This window comes from Roseateles sp., from assembly GCF_965262435.1.
In the GTDB taxonomy this organism is placed as follows: Bacteria; Pseudomonadota; Gammaproteobacteria; order Burkholderiales; family Burkholderiaceae_C; genus Paucibacter_A.
Map to the genome: position 1 here is coordinate 4,184,609 of NZ_OZ253537.1, position 22,021 is coordinate 4,206,629.

General features: G+C 64.3%; 23 protein-coding genes. 11 read left to right on the top strand and 12 right to left on the bottom strand.

Annotated features, from left to right (window positions below; all coding sequences use genetic code 11):
- Positions 1-46: 46 nt before the first annotated feature.
- From serS to ACQY39_RS18030, 3 genes are all read right to left on the bottom strand, one after another.
- The gene (gene serS / locus ACQY39_RS18020) at positions 47-1,342 is read right to left on the bottom strand and encodes a serine--tRNA ligase (RefSeq protein ID WP_428508558.1); all 1,296 of its coding nucleotides are present in this window, start codon (positions 1,340-1,342) and stop codon (positions 47-49) included.
- 87 nt (positions 1,343-1,429) lie between these two features.
- Complete coding sequence (ispH, locus tag ACQY39_RS18025; protein WP_428508560.1) at positions 1,430-2,404, bottom strand: 4-hydroxy-3-methylbut-2-enyl diphosphate reductase; 975 nt, start codon at positions 2,402-2,404, stop codon at positions 1,430-1,432.
- 1 nt (position 2,405) lies between these two features.
- Complete coding sequence (locus ACQY39_RS18030) at positions 2,406-2,849, bottom strand: FKBP-type peptidyl-prolyl cis-trans isomerase (protein ID WP_428508562.1); 444 nt, start codon at positions 2,847-2,849, stop codon at positions 2,406-2,408.
- A gap of 147 nt (positions 2,850-2,996) precedes the next feature.
- Between ACQY39_RS18030 and radC the strand changes: the two genes are divergently transcribed.
- Both radC and ACQY39_RS18040 read left to right on the top strand, forming a co-directional pair.
- Positions 2,997-3,671 carry a RadC family protein gene (radC, locus tag ACQY39_RS18035; protein WP_428508564.1) on the top strand — a complete coding sequence of 225 codons (675 nt, stop codon included), beginning with the start codon at positions 2,997-2,999 and terminating at the stop codon, positions 3,669-3,671.
- A gap of 11 nt (positions 3,672-3,682) precedes the next feature.
- Positions 3,683-4,351: a Smr/MutS family protein gene (locus ACQY39_RS18040; protein ID WP_263519815.1), complete on the top strand. Its 669-nt coding sequence runs from the start codon at positions 3,683-3,685 to the stop codon at positions 4,349-4,351.
- A 155-nt stretch (positions 4,352-4,506) separates the two neighbouring features.
- Here ACQY39_RS18040 and ACQY39_RS18045 read toward each other — a convergent pair whose 3' ends face one another.
- From ACQY39_RS18045 to ACQY39_RS18055, 3 genes are read right to left on the bottom strand one after another with little or no spacing between them, the layout of a single operon-like run.
- Positions 4,507-4,950, bottom strand: a complete 444-nt coding sequence (locus ACQY39_RS18045; protein ID WP_428508567.1) for a group II truncated hemoglobin — start codon at positions 4,948-4,950, stop codon at positions 4,507-4,509.
- Positions 4,947-5,786, bottom strand: a complete 840-nt coding sequence (locus ACQY39_RS18050; RefSeq protein ID WP_428508569.1) for a MinD/ParA family protein — start codon at positions 5,784-5,786, stop codon at positions 4,947-4,949. The genes ACQY39_RS18045 and ACQY39_RS18050 overlap by 4 nt, the downstream gene beginning before the upstream one ends.
- On the bottom strand, positions 5,783-6,478 hold the full coding sequence (locus tag ACQY39_RS18055) for a GGDEF domain-containing protein (RefSeq protein ID WP_428508571.1): 696 nt from the start codon (positions 6,476-6,478) through the stop codon (positions 5,783-5,785). The genes ACQY39_RS18050 and ACQY39_RS18055 overlap by 4 nt, the downstream gene beginning before the upstream one ends.
- A gap of 214 nt (positions 6,479-6,692) precedes the next feature.
- Between ACQY39_RS18055 and ACQY39_RS18060 the strand changes: the two genes are divergently transcribed.
- The 4 genes from ACQY39_RS18060 to ACQY39_RS18075 all read left to right on the top strand — a co-directional run bounded on the left by ACQY39_RS18060 (position 6,693) and on the right by ACQY39_RS18075 (position 11,364).
- Positions 6,693-7,544 carry a CheR family methyltransferase gene (locus ACQY39_RS18060; protein ID WP_263519811.1) on the top strand — a complete coding sequence of 284 codons (852 nt, stop codon included), beginning with the start codon at positions 6,693-6,695 and terminating at the stop codon, positions 7,542-7,544.
- A 95-nt stretch (positions 7,545-7,639) separates the two neighbouring features.
- Complete coding sequence (cheD, locus tag ACQY39_RS18065; RefSeq protein ID WP_263519861.1) at positions 7,640-8,272, top strand: chemoreceptor glutamine deamidase CheD; 633 nt, start codon at positions 7,640-7,642, stop codon at positions 8,270-8,272.
- Positions 8,273-8,299: 27 nt separating this feature from the next.
- Positions 8,300-9,418: a protein-glutamate methylesterase/protein-glutamine glutaminase gene (locus ACQY39_RS18070; protein ID WP_428508573.1), complete on the top strand. Its 1,119-nt coding sequence runs from the start codon at positions 8,300-8,302 to the stop codon at positions 9,416-9,418.
- A 128-nt stretch (positions 9,419-9,546) separates the two neighbouring features.
- The gene (locus ACQY39_RS18075) at positions 9,547-11,364 is read left to right on the top strand and encodes an EAL domain-containing protein (RefSeq protein WP_428508575.1); all 1,818 of its coding nucleotides are present in this window, start codon (positions 9,547-9,549) and stop codon (positions 11,362-11,364) included.
- 13 nt (positions 11,365-11,377) lie between these two features.
- On the opposite strand, the gene hemW is transcribed toward ACQY39_RS18075, so the two are convergent.
- The 5 genes from hemW to ACQY39_RS18100 are packed head-to-tail and all read right to left on the bottom strand — an operon-like array spanning position 11,378 to position 15,853.
- Positions 11,378-12,568, bottom strand: a complete 1,191-nt coding sequence (hemW, locus tag ACQY39_RS18080) for a radical SAM family heme chaperone HemW (protein WP_428510873.1) — start codon at positions 12,566-12,568, stop codon at positions 11,378-11,380.
- A 13-nt stretch (positions 12,569-12,581) separates the two neighbouring features.
- Positions 12,582-13,196, bottom strand: a complete 615-nt coding sequence (gene rdgB, locus ACQY39_RS18085) for an RdgB/HAM1 family non-canonical purine NTP pyrophosphatase (protein ID WP_428508577.1) — start codon at positions 13,194-13,196, stop codon at positions 12,582-12,584.
- Positions 13,193-13,930: a ribonuclease PH gene (gene rph / locus ACQY39_RS18090; RefSeq protein WP_428508579.1), complete on the bottom strand. Its 738-nt coding sequence runs from the start codon at positions 13,928-13,930 to the stop codon at positions 13,193-13,195. Before rph ends, rdgB begins: the two co-directional genes overlap by 4 nt.
- 13 nt (positions 13,931-13,943) lie before the next feature.
- Positions 13,944-14,888 carry a PP2C family protein-serine/threonine phosphatase gene (locus ACQY39_RS18095; RefSeq protein ID WP_428508581.1) on the bottom strand — a complete coding sequence of 315 codons (945 nt, stop codon included), beginning with the start codon at positions 14,886-14,888 and terminating at the stop codon, positions 13,944-13,946.
- Positions 14,885-15,853: a serine/threonine protein kinase gene (locus tag ACQY39_RS18100; protein WP_102769957.1), complete on the bottom strand. Its 969-nt coding sequence runs from the start codon at positions 15,851-15,853 to the stop codon at positions 14,885-14,887. The genes ACQY39_RS18095 and ACQY39_RS18100 overlap by 4 nt, the downstream gene beginning before the upstream one ends.
- A gap of 30 nt (positions 15,854-15,883) precedes the next feature.
- On the opposite strand from ACQY39_RS18100, the gene ACQY39_RS18105 reads away from it, so the two are divergent.
- From ACQY39_RS18105 to ACQY39_RS18120, 4 genes are all read left to right on the top strand, one after another.
- Entirely contained in the window at positions 15,884-16,831 is a 948-nt protein-coding gene (locus tag ACQY39_RS18105; protein ID WP_428508583.1) for a YicC/YloC family endoribonuclease, read from the top strand.
- 54 nt (positions 16,832-16,885) lie between these two features.
- Positions 16,886-17,506 (top strand): guanylate kinase, encoded by a 621-nt coding sequence (gmk, locus tag ACQY39_RS18110; RefSeq protein WP_263519805.1) that lies wholly within the window; start codon positions 16,886-16,888, stop codon positions 17,504-17,506.
- 66 nt (positions 17,507-17,572) lie between these two features.
- Positions 17,573-17,776 (top strand): DNA-directed RNA polymerase subunit omega, encoded by a 204-nt coding sequence (gene rpoZ, locus ACQY39_RS18115; protein ID WP_263519804.1) that lies wholly within the window; start codon positions 17,573-17,575, stop codon positions 17,774-17,776.
- Positions 17,777-17,922: 146 nt separating this feature from the next.
- Complete coding sequence (locus tag ACQY39_RS18120; RefSeq protein ID WP_428508586.1) at positions 17,923-20,208, top strand: RelA/SpoT family protein; 2,286 nt, start codon at positions 17,923-17,925, stop codon at positions 20,206-20,208.
- On the opposite strand, the gene greB is transcribed toward ACQY39_RS18120, so the two are convergent.
- Positions 20,205-20,771 carry a transcription elongation factor GreB gene (gene greB / locus ACQY39_RS18125; protein ID WP_428508588.1) on the bottom strand — a complete coding sequence of 189 codons (567 nt, stop codon included), beginning with the start codon at positions 20,769-20,771 and terminating at the stop codon, positions 20,205-20,207. The two genes, ACQY39_RS18120 and greB, sit on opposite strands and share 4 nt — an antisense overlap.
- A 46-nt stretch (positions 20,772-20,817) precedes the next feature.
- Here greB and ACQY39_RS18130 point away from each other — a divergent pair, with 46 nt between their 5' ends.
- Positions 20,818-21,960: a CaiB/BaiF CoA transferase family protein gene (locus ACQY39_RS18130; RefSeq protein ID WP_428508590.1), complete on the top strand. Its 1,143-nt coding sequence runs from the start codon at positions 20,818-20,820 to the stop codon at positions 21,958-21,960.
- The last annotated feature ends 61 nt before the right edge of the window (positions 21,961-22,021 follow it).

Consider the following 22,021-nt stretch of genomic DNA (forward strand, 5'->3'; position numbering starts at 1 on the left):
CCCGCTAGTATAGCGAGCTTTTTTGGATTTACCAGTACTTCCTCGTTCAGGCGCGCAGAATTTCGGCTCCGCCCATGTAAGGCCGCAGCGCTTCAGGCACGGTGATGCTGCCATCGGCGTTCTGATAATTCTCCAGAACGGCCACCAAGGTGCGGCCGACGGCCAAGCCGGAGCCGTTCAGGGTGTGGACCCATTCGTTCTTGCCCTGCTCGTTCTTGAAGCGGGCCTGCATGCGGCGCGCCTGGAAGGCTTCCATATTCGAGCAGGAACTGATCTCACGGTAGGTGCTCTGAGCCGGGACCCAGACCTCGAGGTCATAGGTCTTGGTGGCGCCAAAGCCCATATCGCCAGTGCACAGCAACACCGTGCGATAAGGCAAGCCCAGCTTCTGCAAGATAGCCTCGGCATGCAAGGTCATCTCTTCCAGCGCGGCCATGCTGTGCTCGGGGTGCTCGATGCGGACCATCTCGACCTTGTCGAACTGGTGTTGACGAATCAGACCCCGGGTGTCGCGACCGGCACTGCCGGCTTCTGAGCGGAAGCAGGGGCTGTGCGCGGTCAGCTTGATCGGCAAGTCAGCAGCGTCCAGCACCTGCTCGCGCACGGTGTTGGTCAGTGGAATCTCCGAGGTAGAGATCAGGTACTGCTCCTGCGCCTGGTCATCGCCGCCCCGCAGCACCCAGAACATGTCTTCCTTGAACTTGGGCAGCTGGCCCGTGCCTTCCAGCACCTCGCGGTTGACGATGTAGGGCGTGTAGCACTCGGTGTAGCCATGCACCTCGGTCTGGGTGTCCAGCATGAACTGGGCCAGGGCGCGGTGCAGGCGGGCGACTTTGCCCTTGAGGAAGGAGAAACGCGAGCCGCTGAGCTTGGCGCCGGTTTCGAAATCCAGGCCCAGGGCAGCGCCCAGGTCCACATGGTCACGCACCTCGAAATCGAAGCTGCGCGGGGTGCCCCAACGGCGCACTTCCACATTGCCGCTCTCGTCGCTGCCCACCGGCACGCTCTCGTGCGGCAGATTGGGCACGCTCATCAGCATGGTGCTGAGTTCGGCCTGAATCGCTTCCAAGCGCTCGGCTGCAGCCTTGAGCTCATCACCAATGCCGCCGACCTCGGCCATCACGGCCGAAGCATCCTGGCCCTTGCCCTTCAACATGCCAATCTGCTTGGACAGGCTGTTGCGGCGGCTTTGCAGTTCCTCAGTGCGCATCTGCACGCCTTTGCGCTCGCTCTCAAGCGCGGCGTAACGGGCTTCATCCAGGAAGGTTTGCGGGTTCTTGCGGGTGTTGAGACGGGCCACCACGGCAGCCAGGTCCTTGCGCAACAGATTGATGTCTAGCATTTGAGAAGGTGTCCTTGGAATTCGGTCGATTCTATGAAAGCAAAACGGCGCCGAGTGGGGCGCCGCCGGCATGAAGCTGCACCGGCATCAAGATCGAGAGCTGCTCAGCTCGGCCATGGACTTGTCGCCCAAGCCCATGGGCAATGGGAAGCGCACATGCTCTTCCACACCGGGCAAGCTGCGCACCGTGGTCGCACCCAGTTCACGCAGGCGCTGAATCACGGCCTGCACCAGCACGTCCGGCGCCGAGGCACCGGCGGTCAGGCCGACACGGGCACGACCGTCCAGCCACTCGGGCTGCAAATCTTCAGCGGCGTCGACCATATAGCCAGGCGTACCAAGGCGCTGAGCCAGCTCACGCAAGCGGTTGCTGTTCGAGCTGGTCGGGCTGCCAACGACGATGACCACATCGACCTGCGGCGCCAACACCTTGACCGCATCCTGGCGGTTCTGGGTGGCGTAGCAAATGTCTTGCTTCTTCGGTTCGCGCACCTGCGGGAAATGCGTTTTCACCGCAGCCAGGATCTCGGCCGCATCGTCGACGCTGAGCGTGGTTTGCGTCACCACCGCCAGCTTGGCCGGATTGTTGACGCGCACATGAGGCACATCGCCAACCTCCTCGACCAGATAGATGCCTTCGCTGAGCTGGCCCATGGTGCCCTCGACCTCGGGGTGACCCTTATGGCCGATCATGATGAACTCATAGCCCTCGCGGTGCAGCTTGGCCACTTCCACATGAACCTTGGTCACCAAGGGGCAGGTCGCGTCAAACACCTGGAAGCCGCGCTGGGCCGCTTCCTGACGCACCGCTTGGCTGACGCCATGAGCGCTGAACACCAAGGTGGCGCCCGGCGGCACTTCGGCCAGGTCCTCGATGAAGATGGCGCCTCGCGCCTTCAAATCATTGACCACATAGGTGTTGTGCACGATCTCGTGGCGCACATAGATTGGCGCGCCGAACTTCACGAGCGCACGCTCGACGATTTCGATGGCACGGTCCACACCGGCGCAAAAACCACGCGGTTCGGCCAGCAGCACTTCCTGAGGCTTGATGTCCGGCATGTCAGAGCACCCCGATCACTTGCACTTCAAAACTCACTGGCTGGCCGGCCAGCGGATGGTTGAAGTCGAACAAAAGCGCGTCGCCGTCCACTTCGCGGATCACGCCGGCATAGCTGGCCTGGCCGTCGGGCGTGGGGAACTGGACCACATCACCAACGTGGTACTCCTCGTGTGGATCACCCAGTTGGCGCAACAAACTCAGCTTGACGCGTTGCAACATGTCGGCATTGCGCTCACCAAACGCTTCGCCGGCGGCCAACTCGAACTGAGTGCGGGTGCCTTCGGCCAGGCCGATCAGTCGCGCCTCGATGGCCGGCGACAACTCGCCCGTGCCCAGGGACAAAGTGGCAGGCTTGTCATCGAAGGTGTTGATGACGTCGGCACCGTCCGGCCCCGAAAGGCGGTAGTGCAGAGTCAGGAAAGAACCGGCTTGGATAAGATTCATGAGGGCACAGGGTCGGAATTGCCACGATTTTAGGGCCTGCGCGCATCGCGCTCTGGCGAGGCGCTGCCAAAGCCTTGCGGACTCCCTCACCCTCTTGCCTATCCCTGCTGCCGATACCTCTTCTTCTGCCAGTCCGGAGTCACCGCCATGCCGCTCCATGACCTGCCGCCCGACGCCCGGCCGCGCGAGAAGCTGCTGGCCCGCGGCCCCGAGGCTCTGGCCGATGCGGAGCTGCTGGCCTTGCTGCTGCGAACCGGGCTGAAGGGTTTGCCCGTGCTGCAGATGGCGCAGCAACTGCTCGACCGCTTTGGCGGCTGGCACGGACTCTTGCATGCCAGCGTGGCGGACCTGAAGCAGATCAAAGGCCTAGGCCCGGCCAAGCGGGCCGAAATCGCCGCCGTGCTCGAGATTGCCCGCCGGTCCCTGCACGGTGAGTTGGCACAACGCGCGGTGTTCGATGCCCCCGAAGCGGTCCGCCGCTACCTCAGCCTTCAGCTCGGCGGCCGAGATCACGAGGTCTTTGCCGTGCTCTTCCTGGACGCCCAGCACCGCCTGATCGCGCTGGAGGAGATGTTTCGGGGCACCTTGACACAAACCAGCGTCTACCCTCGCGAGGTCGTCAAACGCGGACTGGCTCTGGGCGCGGCCGCTGTGATCCTGGCCCACAACCACCCATCCGGCGTGGCCGAACCTTCGCGTGCCGACGAGATCCTGACCCAGGCCTTGCAGTCGGCACTGAGCCTGGTGGACATTAGGGTACTTGACCATTTCGTGGTGGGCATGGGCGAGGTCATCTCACTGGCGGAGCGTGGGCAAATATGATGGCGCTCGCCATGAAGCCCTCGCCCTCCAAACGCTCGACGCCCGCCCTGAACAGCCTTCAAGACTTGAAGCTGCTGCAGCGCGAACTGGCGCTGCAGCGGCGCGCCGAGGAAGAACGCCAGGAGCGCCTGGCCGCGGCCGCCCGCCTGGCCGAGCAGGAACGGCGCATCTTCGAGCTCAGCATCGGCCCGGTCACGCGCCTGGCGGCCAGCCAGCAGCGAGTGATGCATCGCCTGCCCCCGCCGGCGCCCGAGCCCTTGCAGCGTGAAGCCGATGAGCGCCAGGTCCTCTTGCAGGCCTTGTCCGACGACTTTGATGTCGACACCTTGCTGGAAACCGACGACACCCTGTCCTTTCGCCGGCCCGAGATCACGCAGGAAGTGGTGCGCAAGCTGCGGCGCGGCCACTGGAGCTTGCAAGCCCAGCTGGACCTGCACGGCCTGCGCCGGGACCAGGCCCGCGAGGCCTTGGGCCAGTTCGTCCAGGACAGCGCTCGCCGCGGCCTGCGCTGCGTGCGCGTGGTCCATGGCAAGGGCAATGGCTCTCCCGGCCGTGAGCCGGTGCTGAAAGCACGCGTGCGCCGCTGGCTGGTGCAGAAAGACCAGGTCCTGGCTTTTGTCCAAGCACGCGCCAGCGACGGTGGCAGCGGCGCCTTGATGGTCTTGCTGGCGGGCACGTAGCGCTAAAGCGCCGCCGGTTCCACTCAAGCCGGCCGCCGGGCCGCCCCAAGGCCGGCTTGAGGACTCAGCCGCCGGCCACGCCGGCCGCTGAGTCCGGTCCCCTCGGGGGACCGCCCGCGTACCCGCGGGCGAGGGGTCCCCAGTTCATCGAGGGGTCAACAATTCCTCATCCAGTCCGCCGTCCCCATAAAGCTCTCGAGCAGACGCTGCTGCAGCGCAGGGTCCAGCGCCACATCCTGCATGGCCATGCCCATGCAGGCGACCCACTGGTCACGCTCAGCGATGCCAATTTTGAATGGCAGATGCCGGGCGCGCAGGCGCGGGTGACCGAAGCGTTCAATGTAGTGATCGGGGCCGCCCAGCCAACCGCAGAGGAACCAGAACAGCTTGTCGCGAGCGCTGTCGAGGCTGGGGCCATGGGCGGCGCGCAGTTCGGTGAAGGCGGGCTCCAGCTCCATCAGATCGTAGAAGCGATCGACCAGGGTGCGCACCCGCTCCTCGCCGCCCACCCATTCGAAGGCGGTGGCAGGCGTGGGCTCTGAGGCGCCAGAGGGCGCGGGGGAAGCGGAAGAATCGGAGGAAGTGTCTGAACTGCTCATCCCAGCAGTTTATTGGCCAATGCCTTGATAGCTTGGGCCGCGTCACTGCCAGGGTAGTGTTCGAGCACCAACTGGCGCTTGAGCACCGCCTGGCGCACCGCCTGGTCGCTCTTGACCTCGCCGAGCAACTCCAGCTTGAAGGACTGCCCCGGCTTGGAACCGACAAAGCGCTGCAGCACCTGCTGCAACTGCCCGCAAATCAGCTTGCCTTCACCGACCCGGTTCGCCTGATTGACCAACAGGCCGACTTCGCGGCGATCCTGCTGGGTGGCCAGCACCTTGATGGTGGCGTAAGCATCGGTCAGCGAGGTGGGCTCCGGCGTGGCCACGACCAGCACATCGGCAGCCATGGAGATGGAAAACAGCACCACATCGGAGATGCCCGCACCGGTATCAAACAAGATCCAGTCGAAGCGCGGCCGCACCATCTCCACGATGTGCAGGAGCTTGTCGCGCACCTCAGGCGTCAGGCGCGAATACTCGACCATGCCCGAGCCGGCGAGCAGCACCGAAAAGCCGCCCGGCGCCGGCAGGATGGCCTGGTCCAGGGTCGCTTTTTCCGTGAACACATCGTGCAGGGTCAGCTTGGGGTGCAGGTTCAGCACCACATCGAGATTGGCCAGTCCCAGGTCGGCATCCAGCACCAGCACTTTCTGGCCGCGCAGGGCCAGGGCGGCGGCCAGGTTGGCCGTGACAAAGGTCTTGCCCACGCCGCCCTTGCCGCTGGTCACGGCCAAGGTACGGGCACCCGCACGGCTGCCCGTCTTGGGCGCCGGTCGAGCCGCTCCTTGCGGTGCCATCGGCATCGATGCAGCAGGATCAGGTGTCGTACTCATTCACTTTCCTGTTGCGTTATGGCGAACAACATGCCTTTTTCTTCGGCGCTGACCAGGGACTCCACCTGATTCTCCAGACAAGCTCGGTTGCGGCCTTCGGCCTTGGCCCGGTAGAGCTGGCGGTCGGCCCGCTCCATCCAAAGCAAGGAGGAGGACCTCACCCACTGCGGCGCAAATGCACCGCCCAGGCTGACCGTCACCGACAAAACCTGGCCCGAGGCGATCTGGATGCGCAGCTCGGCCACCCGCTCACGCAAACGCTCCGCCACCGTGGCCGCAAATCCGGCGGCACATTTGGGCAGGACGATGGCGAATTCCTCGCCACCGACGCGCGCCACCGTATCCATGGGTCGCACCACCTGGTTCAGAGCTCCGGCCACGGCTTGGATCACCACATCTCCGGCCGCATGGCCGTAGCTGTCGTTGACGGCCTTGAAATGATCGATGTCCAGCATCAGGAGCAAGGCCGACTCGCCGGACCGGGCGACCCGGTCCACTTCGCGCGACAGCGCCATCTCGAAACTGCGCCGATTGACCAGGCCGGTCAAGGCATCCTTGCTGGACAGGTCGCACAAGGCATCCAGAATGCCCTGGACCCAGTCCTCGCTGTACGGTTCGGCTTCAGGCAACAAAGCACCGGCCTGCTGCAACAACTGCAGGGCCAGGTCGAGCCGAAGGCGTCGGGCGTCCATCAAAGCGGGTGGTGGGCTTGTTTCCAAGATGTTCCAAGGGCGAGTGCCGGCTCAGTCTAGCAGCGGGGGTTTGTGGCCAAAGTTGCAATCTGGCCCTCATTGGCGGCTTTGTTTGCCCTATGCTGAAGGCGCTTGAACCGCCAGACTGCCAGTCGATGCAAAATCAAAACCCGGGCTGCGCACAGCCGCCATGGGCGATAACCGAGCTCAACCTATGCCAGCTGTTCCAAGTGCCTCAGGCGCCGAAGTCATCGACCACGAGTTCAGCTTCAGTCGCGCCGACTTCGACCGCGTACGGGAACTGATTTACAAGCATGCCGGCATCAGCTTGCACGATGGCAAGCACGCCATGGTCTACAGCCGCCTCTCCCGGCGCCTGCGCGAGACCGGCCACAAGTCCTTCGCGGCTTATCTGCAGTGGCTGGAGAACGCCAGCGGCGCTGAAGGCACGCAGGAGTGGCAGGAGTTCGTCAACTGCCTGACCACCAACCTGACCTCCTTCTTCCGCGAAGAGCACCATTTCCACGCCCTGACCGACGACCTCAAGCCATTGGCCGGCAAGCCGGTGCGCATCTGGTGTTGCGCGGCTTCAACGGGCGAAGAGCCCTACTCGATCGCCATCACCTGCAGCGAAGCCCTGGGCAGCAATGCGCAGATGCAGATCGTTGCCAGCGACATCGACACCAATGTGCTGAACACGGCGCGCCGCGGCGTCTACAACGCCGACGCCCGCGGTCTGGACTCGACCCGGTTGAAGACCTTCTTCATGCGTGGCACCGGCGGCAACTCGGGCCGCATCCGCGTCAAGCCTGAGTTGCAGCGCTGGATCGACTTCAAGTCTCTGAATCTGATGGATGCGCAGTGGTCGCTCGGTGAGCCCTTCCACATCGTGTTCTGCCGCAATGTGATGATTTATTTCGATCCGCCCACGCAGCGCAAGGTGCTGGAGCGCATCCACCGCGTGATGCGCCCGAACGGCTTGCTGTTCGTCGGCCACTCCGAGAATTTCACCGATTCGCGCGACCTCTTCCGCCTGCGCGGCAAGACCATTTACGAACGCGTCTGAGCCCAGCGCCGGCGCAGCCCTCAAGTTCAAACTCCAGCGACCGATAAAAAAACATGAGCACCCCCCCGCCCCCTTCCGGTGCAGGCACCGGCTCGATGTTCACCAGTGGCGCGGGAGCGGCCCGCGTTGCCCAGCTCAAGGCCGTGCCGCGCAAGCCAGGTGAAGCATCGTTCTTCTTCTACGACGCCCATTTCAAGAATGCGGCGGTGAAGATCCTGCCCGGTGAATACTTCGTGGACAACGAAGACCTGCTGGTCATGACCACCCTCGGATCCTGCATTGCAGCCTGCTTGTGGGACCGCCATGCGCAGATCGGCGGCATGAATCACTTCATGCTCCCGGAAGGCAGCGGCGATTCGGGCCGCTACGGCTCCTTCGCCATGGAACTGCTGATCAACGAGATGATGAAGCGCGGTGCCTCCAAGGGCCGCATGGAAGCCAAGATCTTTGGCGGTGGCGCCGTGATCGCCGGCATGAACACCATCAATGTCGGCGAGCGCAACACCAATTTCGTGATCGATTTCCTCAAGCTCGAGCGCATCCCCATCGTCTCCAAAGACGTGATGGACATCTACCCGCGCAAGGTTTGCTTCCTGCCCTTCAGCGGCAAGGCCATGGTCAAACGACTGGCCCCCGCCAACACCGACGCCCTGGTGCAACAGGATCGCAATGCCGCGCAGAAAGCCCAGCCCGTGGTGGCAACGGGTGGCTCGGTCGACCTGTTCTGATTTCAGGCCCAAGAGGAGAAGTACGACATGGCCAAAACAACTGTGGTGGTGGTCGACGATTCGGCCCTGGTGCGCAGCATCCTGACCGAGATCATCAACCGCCAGCCCGATATGGAATGCATCGGTGCAGCCGCCGACCCGCTGTTGGCGCGCGAGATGATCCGCGCCCTCAACCCCGATGTGATCACCTTGGACATCGAGATGCCGCGCATGGACGGCCTGGATTTCCTGTCACGCCTGATGCGCCTGCGGCCCATGCCGGTGGTGATGGTGTCCACGCTGACCGAACGCGGAGCCGAAGTGACCCTGAAGGCGCTTGAACTCGGCGCGGTGGACTTCGTGGCCAAGCCCAAGATTGGCGTGGCCGATGGCATCCGGCTGCTCGCCGATGACATCACCGACAAGATTCGCATTGCCGCCAAGGCCCACATCCGGCGCAGCCATGCCGCCCTGCCCGCCTCGGGCGCCACTGGCGCCTCGGCCCACGCCGGGCACGCACCAGCCGCGCCGGCCAAGCCCGTCACCATGGCCAGCCTAGGCCGGCTCTCGACCGAAAAGATCATCTTCATCGGCGCCTCCACCGGCGGCACCGAAGCAACCAAGGACGTGCTGATTAACTTGCCCGCCGACTGCCCGGCCGTGGTCATCACCCAGCACATGCCGCCCGGCTTCACCAAGAGCTATGCAGCGCGCTTGGACAGTCTGTGCCGCATCCGCATCAAGGAAGCCACGGACGGCGAGCGCATCCTGCCCGGCCATGGCTATATCGCGCCGGGCGGATTCCATCTGAGTGTCGAACGCTCCGGCGCCAACTACATCGCCCGGGTCCAGGACGGAGAACCGGTGAACCGGCACAAGCCCTCGGTCGAAGTGCTGTTCCATTCCGCCGCGCGTGTGGTCGGGCCCAATGCCTTGGGCATCATGTTGACCGGCATGGGCGCCGACGGCGCCAAGGCCATGAAGGTCATGAAGGACGCCGGCTCCTACAACCTGGTTCAGGACGAGGCGACCTGCGTGGTCTTCGGCATGCCACGCGAGGCCATCAACGCCGGCGCTGCCGACGAAGTGCTGCCGCTGAACCAGATCGCACCGCGTCTGATCGAGCGCCTGCGCAGCACCTCGGGCATGTCGCTCAATCGCGTGTAGACCGGTCGCCAAACCGGGCCTAACTCCAAGGCCGCAGGGCTGAGCAATTGCTCACGCCGCTGCGGCTTTCGTCTCTGCTGGGACCACCTTTCGTCGCCCTGTCACGCATGCGCGGCACCATGCCAGGCATGACGAACACCGCCACTCTGAACCGCCCGCCCCAAACGCCACCACCTTCGCCACCAGCCCTGCGCGCCCCCTTGAGCGTGCAGACACTGATTGATCAGGCCCTGCTCACGACTGTATTTCAGCCGATTGCGCAACTCGACTGCGGCCTGATCTACGGCCACGAGGCCCTGGTGCGCGGCCCCCTCGGCAGCGCCCTCGAGTACCCGGATGCCCTGTTCAGCGCCGGGCGCAAGGAAGGGCTGAGCAACGAGCTGGAGGTGCACTGCGCCATGCAGGCCATAGCGGACTGGAGCCGACTCAAGCTGCCCGGCCGCCTGCTGATCAATATGAGCGCCACGGCCCTGTCCAGCGCCGTCTCCGAGGGCGTGGCGCAAGACCGGCTGTTCGTCTGCGAAGACCATGGCATCTGTGCCAGCCGCCTGATGATCGAACTGACCGAGCATGAGCGTGTCGCCGACATCGAGAGCCTGCGCCGCGCCATCGCCGTGCTGCGCCGCAAGGGTGTGGGCATCGCCTTGGACGACTTCGGTGACGGCCGCTCCTCGCTGCGCCTGTGGTCGGAGATCCAGCCCGACATCGTCAAGATCGACAAGTACTTCACCCACGACCTGCCCGACCACGCCGAGAAGCTGCAGACCTTCCGCGCCCTGCTGCAACTGGCCGAGACCTTTGGTGCGCAGCTGGTGGCCGAGGGCATCGAGAACGCCGAGGAACTGCGCGTGCTGCGCGATCTCGGCGTGGCCTTCGGACAAGGCTGGCTGATCGGCCGCCCCAGCCGCGACGGTGCCCGCGAAGCGCTCCCTGGCGCCCGCGAAGTGCTGTCCAGCAGCGAGATTGCGGTGCTGCCCGAGCTGCGCCGCGCATCCAGCAATGGCGTGACGGCCGAGCGCCTGATGATGGAAGCCGTCACGGTGACGGCGGACACCACCCATGAGCAGCTGTTCCGCGTCTTCAACGCACACGAGGATCTGCACGCCATCGCCGTGCTCAACGCCGTTCAAGAGCCGGTAGCCCTGATCGACCGGGCGCAGTTCATCAACCGCTGGGCCAAGCCCTTCTTCATGGACCTGTACGGTCGCCACTCCTGCACCTTGTTTGCCAACCCGACGCCCTTGATCGTCAACGCTGACACCGGCATCGAGGCCCTGACCACGGTGCTGACCTCGGCCGACCAGCGCTATCTGCGCGAAGGCTTCATCATCGTGCGCGAGGGCCGCTATCTGGGCCTGGGCACAGGCGAGCAACTGGTGCGCTCGGTCACCGAGGCGCGCATCGAAGCAGCGCGCCACGCCAATCCCCTGACCTTTCTGCCCGGCAACATCCCGATCAGCCAGCACATCGGACGGCTGCTGACCAGTGGCCGCGAGTTCGTGGCCGCCTATGCCGACCTCAACCACTTCAAGCCGTTTAACGACGAATACGGCTATTGGCGCGGCGACGAGATGATCCGCCTGGTGGCGCGCGTGGCCAGCAACCACTGCGACAGCCAACGCGACTTTCTCGGCCATGTCGGCGGCGATGATTTCGTCATGCTGTTCCAGAGCGCCGACTGGGAGCAGCGCTGCGAGCAGATCGTCAACGGCTTCAATGAACTGGCCCGCAACCTCTTCGATGCCGCAGCCCTGCAAGCCGGCGGCATCATGGCCGAGGACCGCCACGGCGATATGCGCTTCCACCCCTGCACCACGCTCAGCATTGGCGCGGTGCGGGTCAGCCCCGGCAGCCTGCAGCGCGCCGAAGATGTGGCCAGCGCTGCGGCCACCGCCAAGCGCCATGCCAAGCACGAGGCCCTGAGCGTCTACGTGATGGCTGCCTGAGGCGCCGAAGCGATCAATCCGCCAAGAACAAGGACTGCAGGTCGCTGAGGAAATCGAAGCCCCGGGCGGTGGCCGCGATGCGCGCCGGGTCGAGCTCGAGCAGGCCGCGCTGGCGACCTTGCTCCATGGCGCGGGCAATGCTCGACGGCGGCAGGCCGGTGCGTTCCAGATAGGACTGCAGGCCCACACCATCGCGCAGGCGCAGGGCATTGAGCATGAATTCGAAAGGCAGCTCGGCGCGGGCCACTTCGTTTTCGTTGGACACCGCCGTTCCGTCGATCGCCTGCGTCATATAGGCCGCTGGCTCACGCCAGCGCACCTGGCGCAGCACGCGGTGCGGGAAGGAGATCTTGCTGTGCGCACCGGCGCCGATGCCGAGGTAGTCACCGAACTGCCAGTAGTTCAGATTGTGGGCGCAGCGGTGTCCAGCCCGGGCATAGGCCGAAACTTCATAACGGTCCATACCGACGGTACCTGTGCGCGCCGTGATCAGGTCCAGCATCTCGCTGGCCAGGTCGGCATCGGGCAGGTCCTGCGGCGGCGCTGTGGCGAAACGGGTGTTGGGCTCGATGGTCAGGTGATAGACGGACAGATGCGGCGGCGCAAAAGCCAGGGCCGTGCTCAGCTCCAGATCCAGCTCGGCCAGGCTCTGGCCCGGCAATGCGTACATCAGGTCGATGTTGAAGGTCTCGAACGCCTGCGCCGCCTCGGCGATGGCAGCTCGCGCCTGCTCGCCGCTGTGCACCCGGCCCAAGGCCTTGAGCTTGGCATCGTCGAAACTCTGCACGCCGATGGACAGGCGGGTCACGCCAGCCGCGCGGAAGCCTTTAAAGCGGTCGCGCTCGAAAGTCCCCGGGTTGGCTTCCAACGTGATTTCGCAGCCCGGCTCCAGCGGCAAGCGGGCGCGCAGGTCCGAGATCAGCTCGGCAATCTGCTCCGGCGGAAACAGGCTGGGCGTGCCGCCGCCGATGAAGATGCTGACCACCGGCCGGCCCCAAATCAAGGGCAGTGCCGCCTCCAAGTCTGCCCGCAAGGCGGCCAGGTAGGCTCGCGCGGTGTCCACCGGAAGTTCGCGCGCCGCGCCGTCGACCCGCCATTCATGGCTGTTGAAATCGCAATACGGGCATTTGCGCAGGCACCAAGGCAGGTGCACATACAGCGACAGCGGCGGCAAGGCGGCCAGGCTCAGCGTGCCCGGCCGCATCAGGCGAATCACATCAGCCAAGATGCCAGACCTCGCGCATCTGCGCGGCCAAATCGGCGGCCGCCAATGCGCGGTGGCTCTGCCCATTCTTTTCGCTCGCGCTCAGCTCGGCCACGCTGCGGCCCAAGGCTGGAATCAACATCAGCGGGTCGTAGCCAAAACCAGCCTCGCCCTGCGCGTCACACAAGATCAGCCCCTGCCAGCGGCCCATGGCGATCAGGGGCTCGGGGTCGCTCGCGCTGCGCACTGCCACCAGAGCACATACAAAGCGTGCCGCCCGCTGCTCGGGCGCGGGAAACTGCGCCAATTGCTCCAAGAGCACGCGGTTGTTGTCGGCATCCGACTTGGGCTGGCCGAACAGCGTTGCATAACGTGCTGAAAGCACGCCGGGCGCACCGGCCAGCGCTTCGACCGCCAGGCCGGAATCATCGGCCAGGGCCGGCAGACCGCTGGCCTCGGCCGCATGCCGGGCCTTGGCCAGAGCGTTCTCGGCGAAGGTACCAAAAGGCTCTTCGGCCTCCGAGATGCCGAGCGAACCCTGGGTCAGCAACTCCACGCCCAGGGGCGCGAACAAGGCCTGCAGCTCGATCAGCTTTTTGGCGTTGTTGGAGGCGAGAACAATCTTCATGCCGACAGGGCTGTCTTTTGGGCAGCCAGCAACTCACGAATACCCTTCTCTGCCAGGTCCAGCAAGGCATTCATCTCGGCGCGGCTGAAAGCCACGCCCTCGGCCGTGCCTTGCAGCTCGACAAAGCCGCCGTCGGCCGTCATCACCACATTCATGTCGGTGTCGCAGGCCGAGTCTTCGGTGTACTCCAGGTCCAGCAAGGGCGTGCCCTCAACGATGCCCACCGAAATGGCGGCCACCGCCTGGCGGATCGGGCTGGCCGTGATCTTGCCCTGAGCCATGAGCCAGCTGACCGCATCGGCGGCTGCCACGTAAGCGCCGGTGATGGCCGCGGTGCGGGTGCCGCCATCGGCCTGCAGCACATCACAGTCCAGCGCGATGGTGCGCTCGCCCAGCAGCTTCAAGTCGAAGACGCAGCGCAGCGAGCGGCCGATCAGGCGCTGAATTTCCTGGGTGCGACCGCTCTGCTTGCCACGGGCGGCCTCGCGGTCGCTGCGGGTGTGGGTGGCGCGCGGCAGCATGCCGTATTCCGCGGTGACCCAGCCTTCGCCCGATCCGCGCTTGTGCGGCGGCACTTTTTCTTCCACCGAAGCCGTGCACAGCACCTTGGTGCCGCCGAATTCAATCAGCACCGATCCCTCGGCATGGCAGGTGTATTGGCGGGTGATGCGCACCGGGCGAAGTGCATCCGCCGCGCGGCCACTGGCGCGCAGCGCGCTGTTTGTTTCAGTCATGATGAAAAGTCCTTCAGGATTTCTTGAGAACGCCGTTCTGGCGCTCGTTGGCGCGGCGTATGGCTTCATTGATCTCGCGCACCGAGCGCTCGATTTCGGCCTCATCCAGCTCATCACCGCCGGAGCGGGCATCCTGGCCGGCGGCCTGGATGGTGGTGGCGAAGCCGTCGTCGGACAGGCTGCGGGTGGAAATGCCGGCTTCGGTATGGCCGTCGTCCGTATCGGCCTCGCCTTCCCACTCCACCGCCAGGGCGGTCACATTGTCACAGCGCGGCCCGCCATTGCGCAGGGCCTGCTCCACCAGCTCCGGAACGGCATCAGCGACCGCGCTGGCAGCCAGATGCTCGGTGATCAAATCATCGGGCACGGTGCCCCACAGACCGTCGGAGCAAAGCAGCAGTCGGTCGCCCTGTTCGAGCAGCATGGGGCCATGGGTGTCGACCATGGGCTTGCCCGGGCTGCCCAGGCAGGTCAGCAAGACATTGCGGTTGAAGGTCTCACCTTCTTGCGGCACCCGGCCCAAGGCGTTTTGCAGCTCGAGGTAGGAATGGTCGCGGGTGCGCGCGATCAGCTTGCCGGCGCGCACCATGTACAAGCGCGAATCGCCGCAATGCGCCCAGAACGCCCGACGCCCTTGCAACACACAGGCCACGATGGTGGTGCGCGGCGTGTCGCTCATGCCTTTCTCGGCGGCATAACGAATCAGTTGCTGGTGGGCAATCAGCACGGCATCCTGCAAGAAAGCCGCCGGGTCCTGCAAGGCCGGCGTGGCGTCGCGCTGGAACAGCGCCGCCAGGGTCTGCAGGGCCATCTGCGCGGCCACCTCGCCCTCGGGATGCCCACCTAGACCATCAGCCAAGGCAAACAGCCCGGCCTCACGGGTGTAGCAATAGCCCATGCGGTCTTCATTTTTCTCACGCCGGCCGCGGCGGCTCACCTGGAAGGTGCTGAACCTCACGCTTTGGCTCCGGTCTTCAGATTCTCCAGTTGCAATTTGAGGCGCTCGCTGAAACTGAGTTTGGTGTAGCGGCGCTCGGTCTCACGCGCCAGCTCCTTCTGCAAGGAGAACACGCTTTGCGGACGCGACAAAGGGTCCAGCGACATGCACCATTCGGTCACTTCAATGAGATTGTCCGAATAGACATTTCGCAAACGCGACAGGCTCAAAGCCAATCGATCTTTCTCCAGACGCTGCGGCGCGTCATTGGGCGGATAGCCCTGCATGCATGCGTAGATGCAGGCGCCGATGGCATAGATGTCAGTCCAGGGGCCTAAGGCGCCATCTCGCCGGTACATCTCAGGCGCAGCGAAGCCTGGCGTGTACATGGGACGGATGAAATTGCCTTCCTTGCTCAGCACCTCACGCGCAGCGCCGAAGTCCAGCAAGACCGCCTTGTTTTCATTGGTGATGAAGATATTGGCTGGCTTGATGTCCAGGTGCAGCATCTTGTGCTGGTGCACGATGCGCAAGCCACGCAGGATCTCGTCGAAGAGACTGCGGATGGTCGACTCGCGGAACACCTTGTCGCGCTTCATATCGCGCGCGGTGACGATGAAGTCCTGCAAGGTGTCACCCTGCAAGTAGTTCATCACCATGTAGACGGTTTCGTTCTCGCGCAGGAAGTTCAGCACCGAAACCACGCTCGGGTGTGAAATCTGCGCCAGGGAACGGCCTTCTTCGAAGAAGCTCTTGAGACCCAGGCGGTACAGTGGCTGCTTCTCGGGTTTGACGCGCGGCGTCAACTCGCCTGGCGAACGTTCAGCCAGGCTGGAGGGCAGATATTCCTTGAGGGCGACGAGGTGGCGTTCTGGGTCTTCGGCCAAATACACCACGCCGAATCCGCCTGCTGCCAACCGTTTGATGATCTGGTAGCCCCCAACCACCGTTCCCGCAGGCAAGGGCGCCGGTTTCGGCTTTGACATAATCGAGTTTTATTCCACACCGAACGCTAGATGCCAGTCTACAGCATGACGGGATATGCCAGCGTCAGCTCGCAACCCTCCGCCCCCAGTGAAAACACCGGGGCCTCCAATGCCAACACTGCGGCAGGCCAGAGCGCCAGCGCGGCCACCGTGACCGTCGAGTTGCGTTCGGTCAACGGCCGTTTCCTGGACTTGGGCTTTCGCATGCCCGAGGATTTGCGCGGTCTGGAACCGGCCCTGCGTGAACTGCTGACAGCCAAACTCAAGCGCGGCAAGATCGAGCTGCGCATCAACACCCAGCGCGAGAGCGACAGCAACTGGCCCCAGCCACAGTCGGACCAGCTGAACAAGTTGGCCCGCCTCGAGGGCTCGGTACAGAACTGGCTGCCCAAGGCCCAACCCCTGTCGGTCCACGAGGCCCTGATCTGGTGCAAGGGTGGCGGCTCGGCGACCGAGAAGCTCGACGAACCGGCCCTGGAGGCCGCACGCCAGTGCGTGGCAGGCCTGCTGGAAGCGCGCGAGCGCGAAGGCGAAAAGCTGGTCGCCATCTTGCTGGAACGCATCAACCATCTGCGCCAGCTGGCCGATGCCGCCGAGCCCATGCTGCCGGCCATCGTGCTACGCCAGCAGCAGCGTTTTCTCGAGCGTTGGCAAGAAGCCCTGGCCAGCACCGGCGCGGCCCAGGCCATCCCCGAAGAGAACCTGCGCGAGCGCGCCCTCAATGAAGCCGCTGCCTACGCCATCCGCATCGACGTGGCCGAGGAGCTCGCCCGTTTGCGCGCCCACTTGGAAGAAATCGCCCGCCTGCTCAAAAAGGGAGGCGAAATCGGCAAGCGCCTGGACTTCCTGATTCAGGAACTGCACCGCGAGGCCAACACCCTGGGCTCCAAGGCCGCGGCCCTGGAGCTGACCAATATCTCGGTGGAGATGAAGGTCGCCGTGGAGCAGTTGCGCGAGCAGGTGCAGAACATCGAATAAGCCGGCTGCCCCACAGCCTTTCGCAGCCCTCTCCTCAAGACAACGCTCCGATTCATGGAATATCCCGGCAATCTATTCGTCGTCGCTGCACCCAGCGGCGCCGGCAAATCCAGCTTGGTCAAGGCCTTGCTGGAACTCGACGCCAAGCTCGACGTCTCGATCTCCCACACCTCGCGCGCCCCGCGCGGCCAGGAACAGCACGGACGGGAGTACTGGTTCACGCCAGAAGCTGAATTCCGCGCCATGGCGGCCCGTGGCGAGTTTTTCGAGTGGGCCGAAGTGCATGGCAATCTCTACGGCACCTCGCGCGCCGCCATCGAAGCACGCATGGCCCATGGTGATGATGTGGTGCTGGAGATCGACTTCCAAGGGGCACTGCAGATCAAGCAGCTCTTCCCCTATGCGGTGCTGATCTTCATCCTGCCGCCGAGCTGGGACGAGTTGCAGCAACGATTGAACCGACGCGGCGACACCGCCCCCGAGGTGATTGCCCAGCGCATGGCCAATGCGCGGATCGAGGTGGCGCAAGCGCAAAACTTCGATTTCGTGGTCGTGAATGCCGTGTTTGACACCGCAGTTTTCGATCTCAAGGCCATCGTCCACGCACAGCGGTTAAAATACGCCGCTCAGCGCCGGAATCGCTCAGCCGTCTTCCGCGCTCTAGATCTGCCCTGAAGCCTGTTTGCCTGGCAAATATCTTCAGAATCTGATCCCCACGAACACCTGAACTGGAATCCACACATGGCCCGCATCACCGTTGAAGACTGCCTGACCAAGATCCCCAACCGCTTCCAGCTGGTGCTCGCCGCAACCTACCGCGCCCGCATGCTGAGTCAAGGCCACACGCCCAAGGTCGAAAGCAAGAACAAGCCCGGCATCACCGCCTTGCGCGAAATCGCAGCCGGCGAAGTCGGCATTGAAATGCTGCGCAAAGTGCCGGTCTGATTCAGACGCCACTGCTCTGAACAACGGGCGCCTTCGGGCGCCCGTTGTCGTTTCCGCTCACCGAGATGACAGGCCGGCGATGACGAATGGCACGGACTTCTGCGCCAGCGCAGATGGCAGCTGATTTCATCGGTTAAATTCGAGCCATGGGTTTTCGATCATTTGCTGTCTCCCGCCTGCCCGCCGCGCTCAGCGGCTTGTCGGGCCTGCGCCCCGCCCCCGAGCCAACGGCCGCCGAGGCGGCATCGTTTGACGCCCTGGTCCAGCATCTGGGCTACCTGCCGAAAGCGGACATCAAGCGCATCCGCGAGGCCTACAAATTCGCCGATGAAGCCCACCTCGGTCAGTTCCGGGCCAGTGGCGAGCCCTACATCACCCACCCGATTGCCGTGGCCGGCATCTGCGCCGAGTGGCGGCTGGACGCCCAGGCCATCATGGCCGCCCTCATGCACGACGCCATGGAAGACTGCGGCGTCACCAAGACCGAACTGATTGAACGCTTCGAAGCACCAACAGCCGAGCTGGTCGATGGCCTGACCAAGCTCGACAAGCTGCAGTTCTCGACCAAGGAAGAGTCCCAGGCCGAATCCTTCCGCAAGATGTTGCTGGCCATGGCGCGCGATGTGCGCGTCATCCTGATCAAGCTGGCCGACCGTCTGCACAATATGCGCACCATGGAGGCCATGGCCGCACCCAAGCGCCGCCGCATCGCTAGGGAAACGCTCGACATCTATGCACCCATCGCGCACCGCCTGGGCCTGAACGAGATCTACCGCGAGCTGCAGGACCTGTCCTTCCAGCACATCCACCCCTGGCGCCATGCCGCCTTGACCAAGGCAATTGGCAAAGCACGCGGCAATCGCCGCGATTTGGTCTCGCGCATCGAGCGCGATGTCGTCAAAGCTTTCGCCGCAGGTGCCCAAACGGTGCAGATCCATGGCCGCGAGAAGGCCATCTACTCCATCTACAAAAAGATGCGCGAGAAGCACCTGAGCTTTGCCCAGGTCAGCGACATCTTCGGCTTCCGCGTCGTGGTCGACGAGCTGCCGCAATGCTATTTGTCGCTGGGCGTGCTGCATCAGCTCTACAAGCCGCAGCCGGGCCGATTCAAGGACTACATCGCCATCCCCAAGCCCAATGGCTACCAGAGCCTGCACACCACCCTGGTCAGCCCCCTAGGCACGCCGGTGGAGTTCCAGATCCGCACCGAAGCCATGCACATGGTGGCGGAAAAAGGTGTGGCCGCGCATTGGCTCTACAAAAAGGGCGGCAACCCCAGCGGCACCAGCGCCGAGAGCGCTCAGCAGCTGGGCTCGCGCTGGCTGCAGTCCCTGATCGACATCCAGGACGAAACACGCGACGCCAACGAGTTCCTCGAACACGTCAAGATCGACCTGTTCCCGGACGCTGTCTACGTCTTCACCCCCAAAAGCCGCATCATGGCTCTGCCCAAGGGCGCCACGCCGGTGGACTTTGCCTACGCCATCCATTCGGACGTGGGCGACCATTGCGTGGCCGCCAAGATCAACGGCGAGCCGGTCCCGCTGCGCGCCGAACTGCGCAGCGGTGATGTCATCGAAATCGTCACGGCTGCAGGCGCCCGCCCCAATCCGGCCTGGCTGAGCTTTGTCCGCACCGGCCGGGCCCGCTCCAAGATCCGCCACTTCCTCAAGAACCTGGAGCAAGAAGAAAGCCGCGATCTGGGCGAGAAGATGCTGGCCCAGGCGCTGCGGGCCGAGGGGCTGAGCTTGCCCAGCCTCAGTGATGAAGACGACGAAGCAGCCTTGCTCTGGCAACAGCTGGCCCGCTGGGCCGGCAACCGCCATGCTGACGAACTGCTGGTCGAGATCGGCCTGGGCCGCAAGATCGCCACCATCGTGGCCAAGAAGCTGGCCCGCATGCTGGCCGAGCAAGGTCAGCGACCTGATGCCGTCATGCTGAGCATCGGGCGCTTCACCGCCGATGACGGCCCTTCACAGGGTCAGGTCACGCTGGACGGCAGCGAGGGCGCCTCGGTGCGTCTGGCCGCCTGTTGCCGCCCCATCCCCGGCGACGAGGTCAAGGGCTATCTGGGTCGTGGCGAAGGTCTGCTGGTGCACACGGCCGAATGCCAGGTCGGCCGCAAGCTCTTCCAGCGCGACGCCGAACACTGGATCGCGGTGAACTGGGCCGAAGAGTTGACCCGCCCTTTCGAGGCCGCCGTGTCCTTGCTGCTCAAGAATGGCAAGGGCGTGCTGGCGCAAGTGGCGTCGGCGGTGAGCGCAGCCGAAGCCGACATCACGCACATCCTGATGAGCGACGAGATGCAGCAACGCGAAACCGCCGAGATGAACCTCATCCTGTCGGTGCGCGACCGCCTGCACCTGGCCGATGTGCTGCGCACACTCAAGCGCTCACCCGCCGTGCTGCGGGTCTGGCGCGTCAAGCCTTAGGGCTTCGAGGCCTCCGGCTTCGGATAGCTGACCTCGAGCACCTCGATCTGCTCGACGCCGCCCGGCGTCATCAGCTGCAGCTCGTCGCCCACCCGCGCCTTCAAGAGCACACGGGCGATCGGTGACACCCAAGACACCTCGCCGGCCAGGCTGTCAGACTCATCGATGCCTTTGATGGTGATGGTGCGCTCCTCGCCTTTGGCGGTGGCGTAGCTGACGGTGGCGCCGAAGAAGATCTGCTCATTGCCGTGGTGCAGGCTCGGGTCAGCCACCTCAGCCAGGTCCAGACGCTTGTTGAGAAAGCGCAGGCGACGATCGATCTCACGCAGACGCTTCTTGCCGTAGAGATAGTCGCCGTTCTCGCTGCGGTCGCCGTTCTTGGCGGCCCAGGAGACGATCTCGACGATCTTGGGGCGCTCTTCGTCGAGCAGCGTCATGAATTCGGCCCGCATGCGGGCATAGCCTTGCGGCGTCATGTAGTTGCGCGCACCGTGAGGCAAGGCCGGTAGGGCTAGGTCCTCGTCATCATCGGCGTCGCTTTCCTTGGTGAATGCCTTGCTCATGGGTGTATTGTCCCAGCAAGCATCACCACTACCGACAAGCACTCCAATGAATGCTCCCTTGAACGCATCCGGCCCGCTGCAAGGCCTGCGCGTGATCGAACTGGCCGGCATCGGTCCGGCACCACTGTGCGGCATGCTGCTAGCCGACCTGGGCGCCGACGTGATCGTGATCGAGCGGCCTTCTAGCGCCGCCGAACCTGAACGCATCGGCACCGGCGCCGCACTGAATCGCGGCAAGCGCTCGGTCTGCCTCGACCTCAAGACCACGGCCGGCCGCGAGGCGGCTCGCGCCATGATCCTCAGCGCCGACGCGCTCATCGAAGGTTTCCGGCCTGGCGTGATGGAACGCTTGGGCCTGGGTCCTTTGAGCTTCACGGAGCCGCACCCGCGCCTGGTCTACGGCCGCATCACGGGCTGGGGCCAGACCGGCCCCTGGGCCCACCGGGCGGGGCACGACATCAACTACCTGGCCTTGAGCGGTGCCTTGTCGATCGCCTCGCGCAAGGGGCAGGCGCCCAGTGCGCCGGCCAGCATGCTGGGCGATATGGGCGGCGGCGCCATGTTCCTGGCACTGGGGCTGCTCAGCGCCTTGTTGGAAGCACAGCGCTCGGGTCAGGGTCAGGTCATCGACGCTGCCATCGTGGACGGCCTGGGCACCTTGAGCAGCCTGGTGCTGGCCATGGGCAGCGAGGGCCATTGGCAGGATCGTGCACAAGACAACTTCTTCCTGCACAACTCACCGTTCTACGACTGCTTCGAATGCGCAGACGGGCAATTCCTCAGCCTCGGCACCATCGAAAGACCGTTCTATGCGCAGTTGCTGAAGGGACTGGGCTTTGATGACGTCGACCCTGGGCTGCAAATGCAGAGCAGCGAGTGGCCGGCGCTGCGCGAGCGGGTCAGCGAGCGCATCAAGACACGCAGCCGAGATCAATGGATGAATGATCTGGCGGGCCTGGAATGCTGCGTGGCTCCGGTGCTGAGCATGGACGAAGCGGCGCGACATCCGCAGCAGCAGGCGCGCAGCAGCCACGTCATGGTGGAGGGGCACTGGCAAGCGAGCCCGGCACCGCGGTTTTCCCGAAGCACCCTGCGTGCGCCGCAAGCAGGCCCCAAGCCTGGCGAGCACACGGAGCAAGTTCTGGCTGAACTGGGGATCGCCGTTCCGCCAGCTGGCGGAACGCCGTAAGTACACAGCGAGCAGAAACAACAAAGCCCCGATGATTTCTCATCGAGGCTTTGTGCATTTC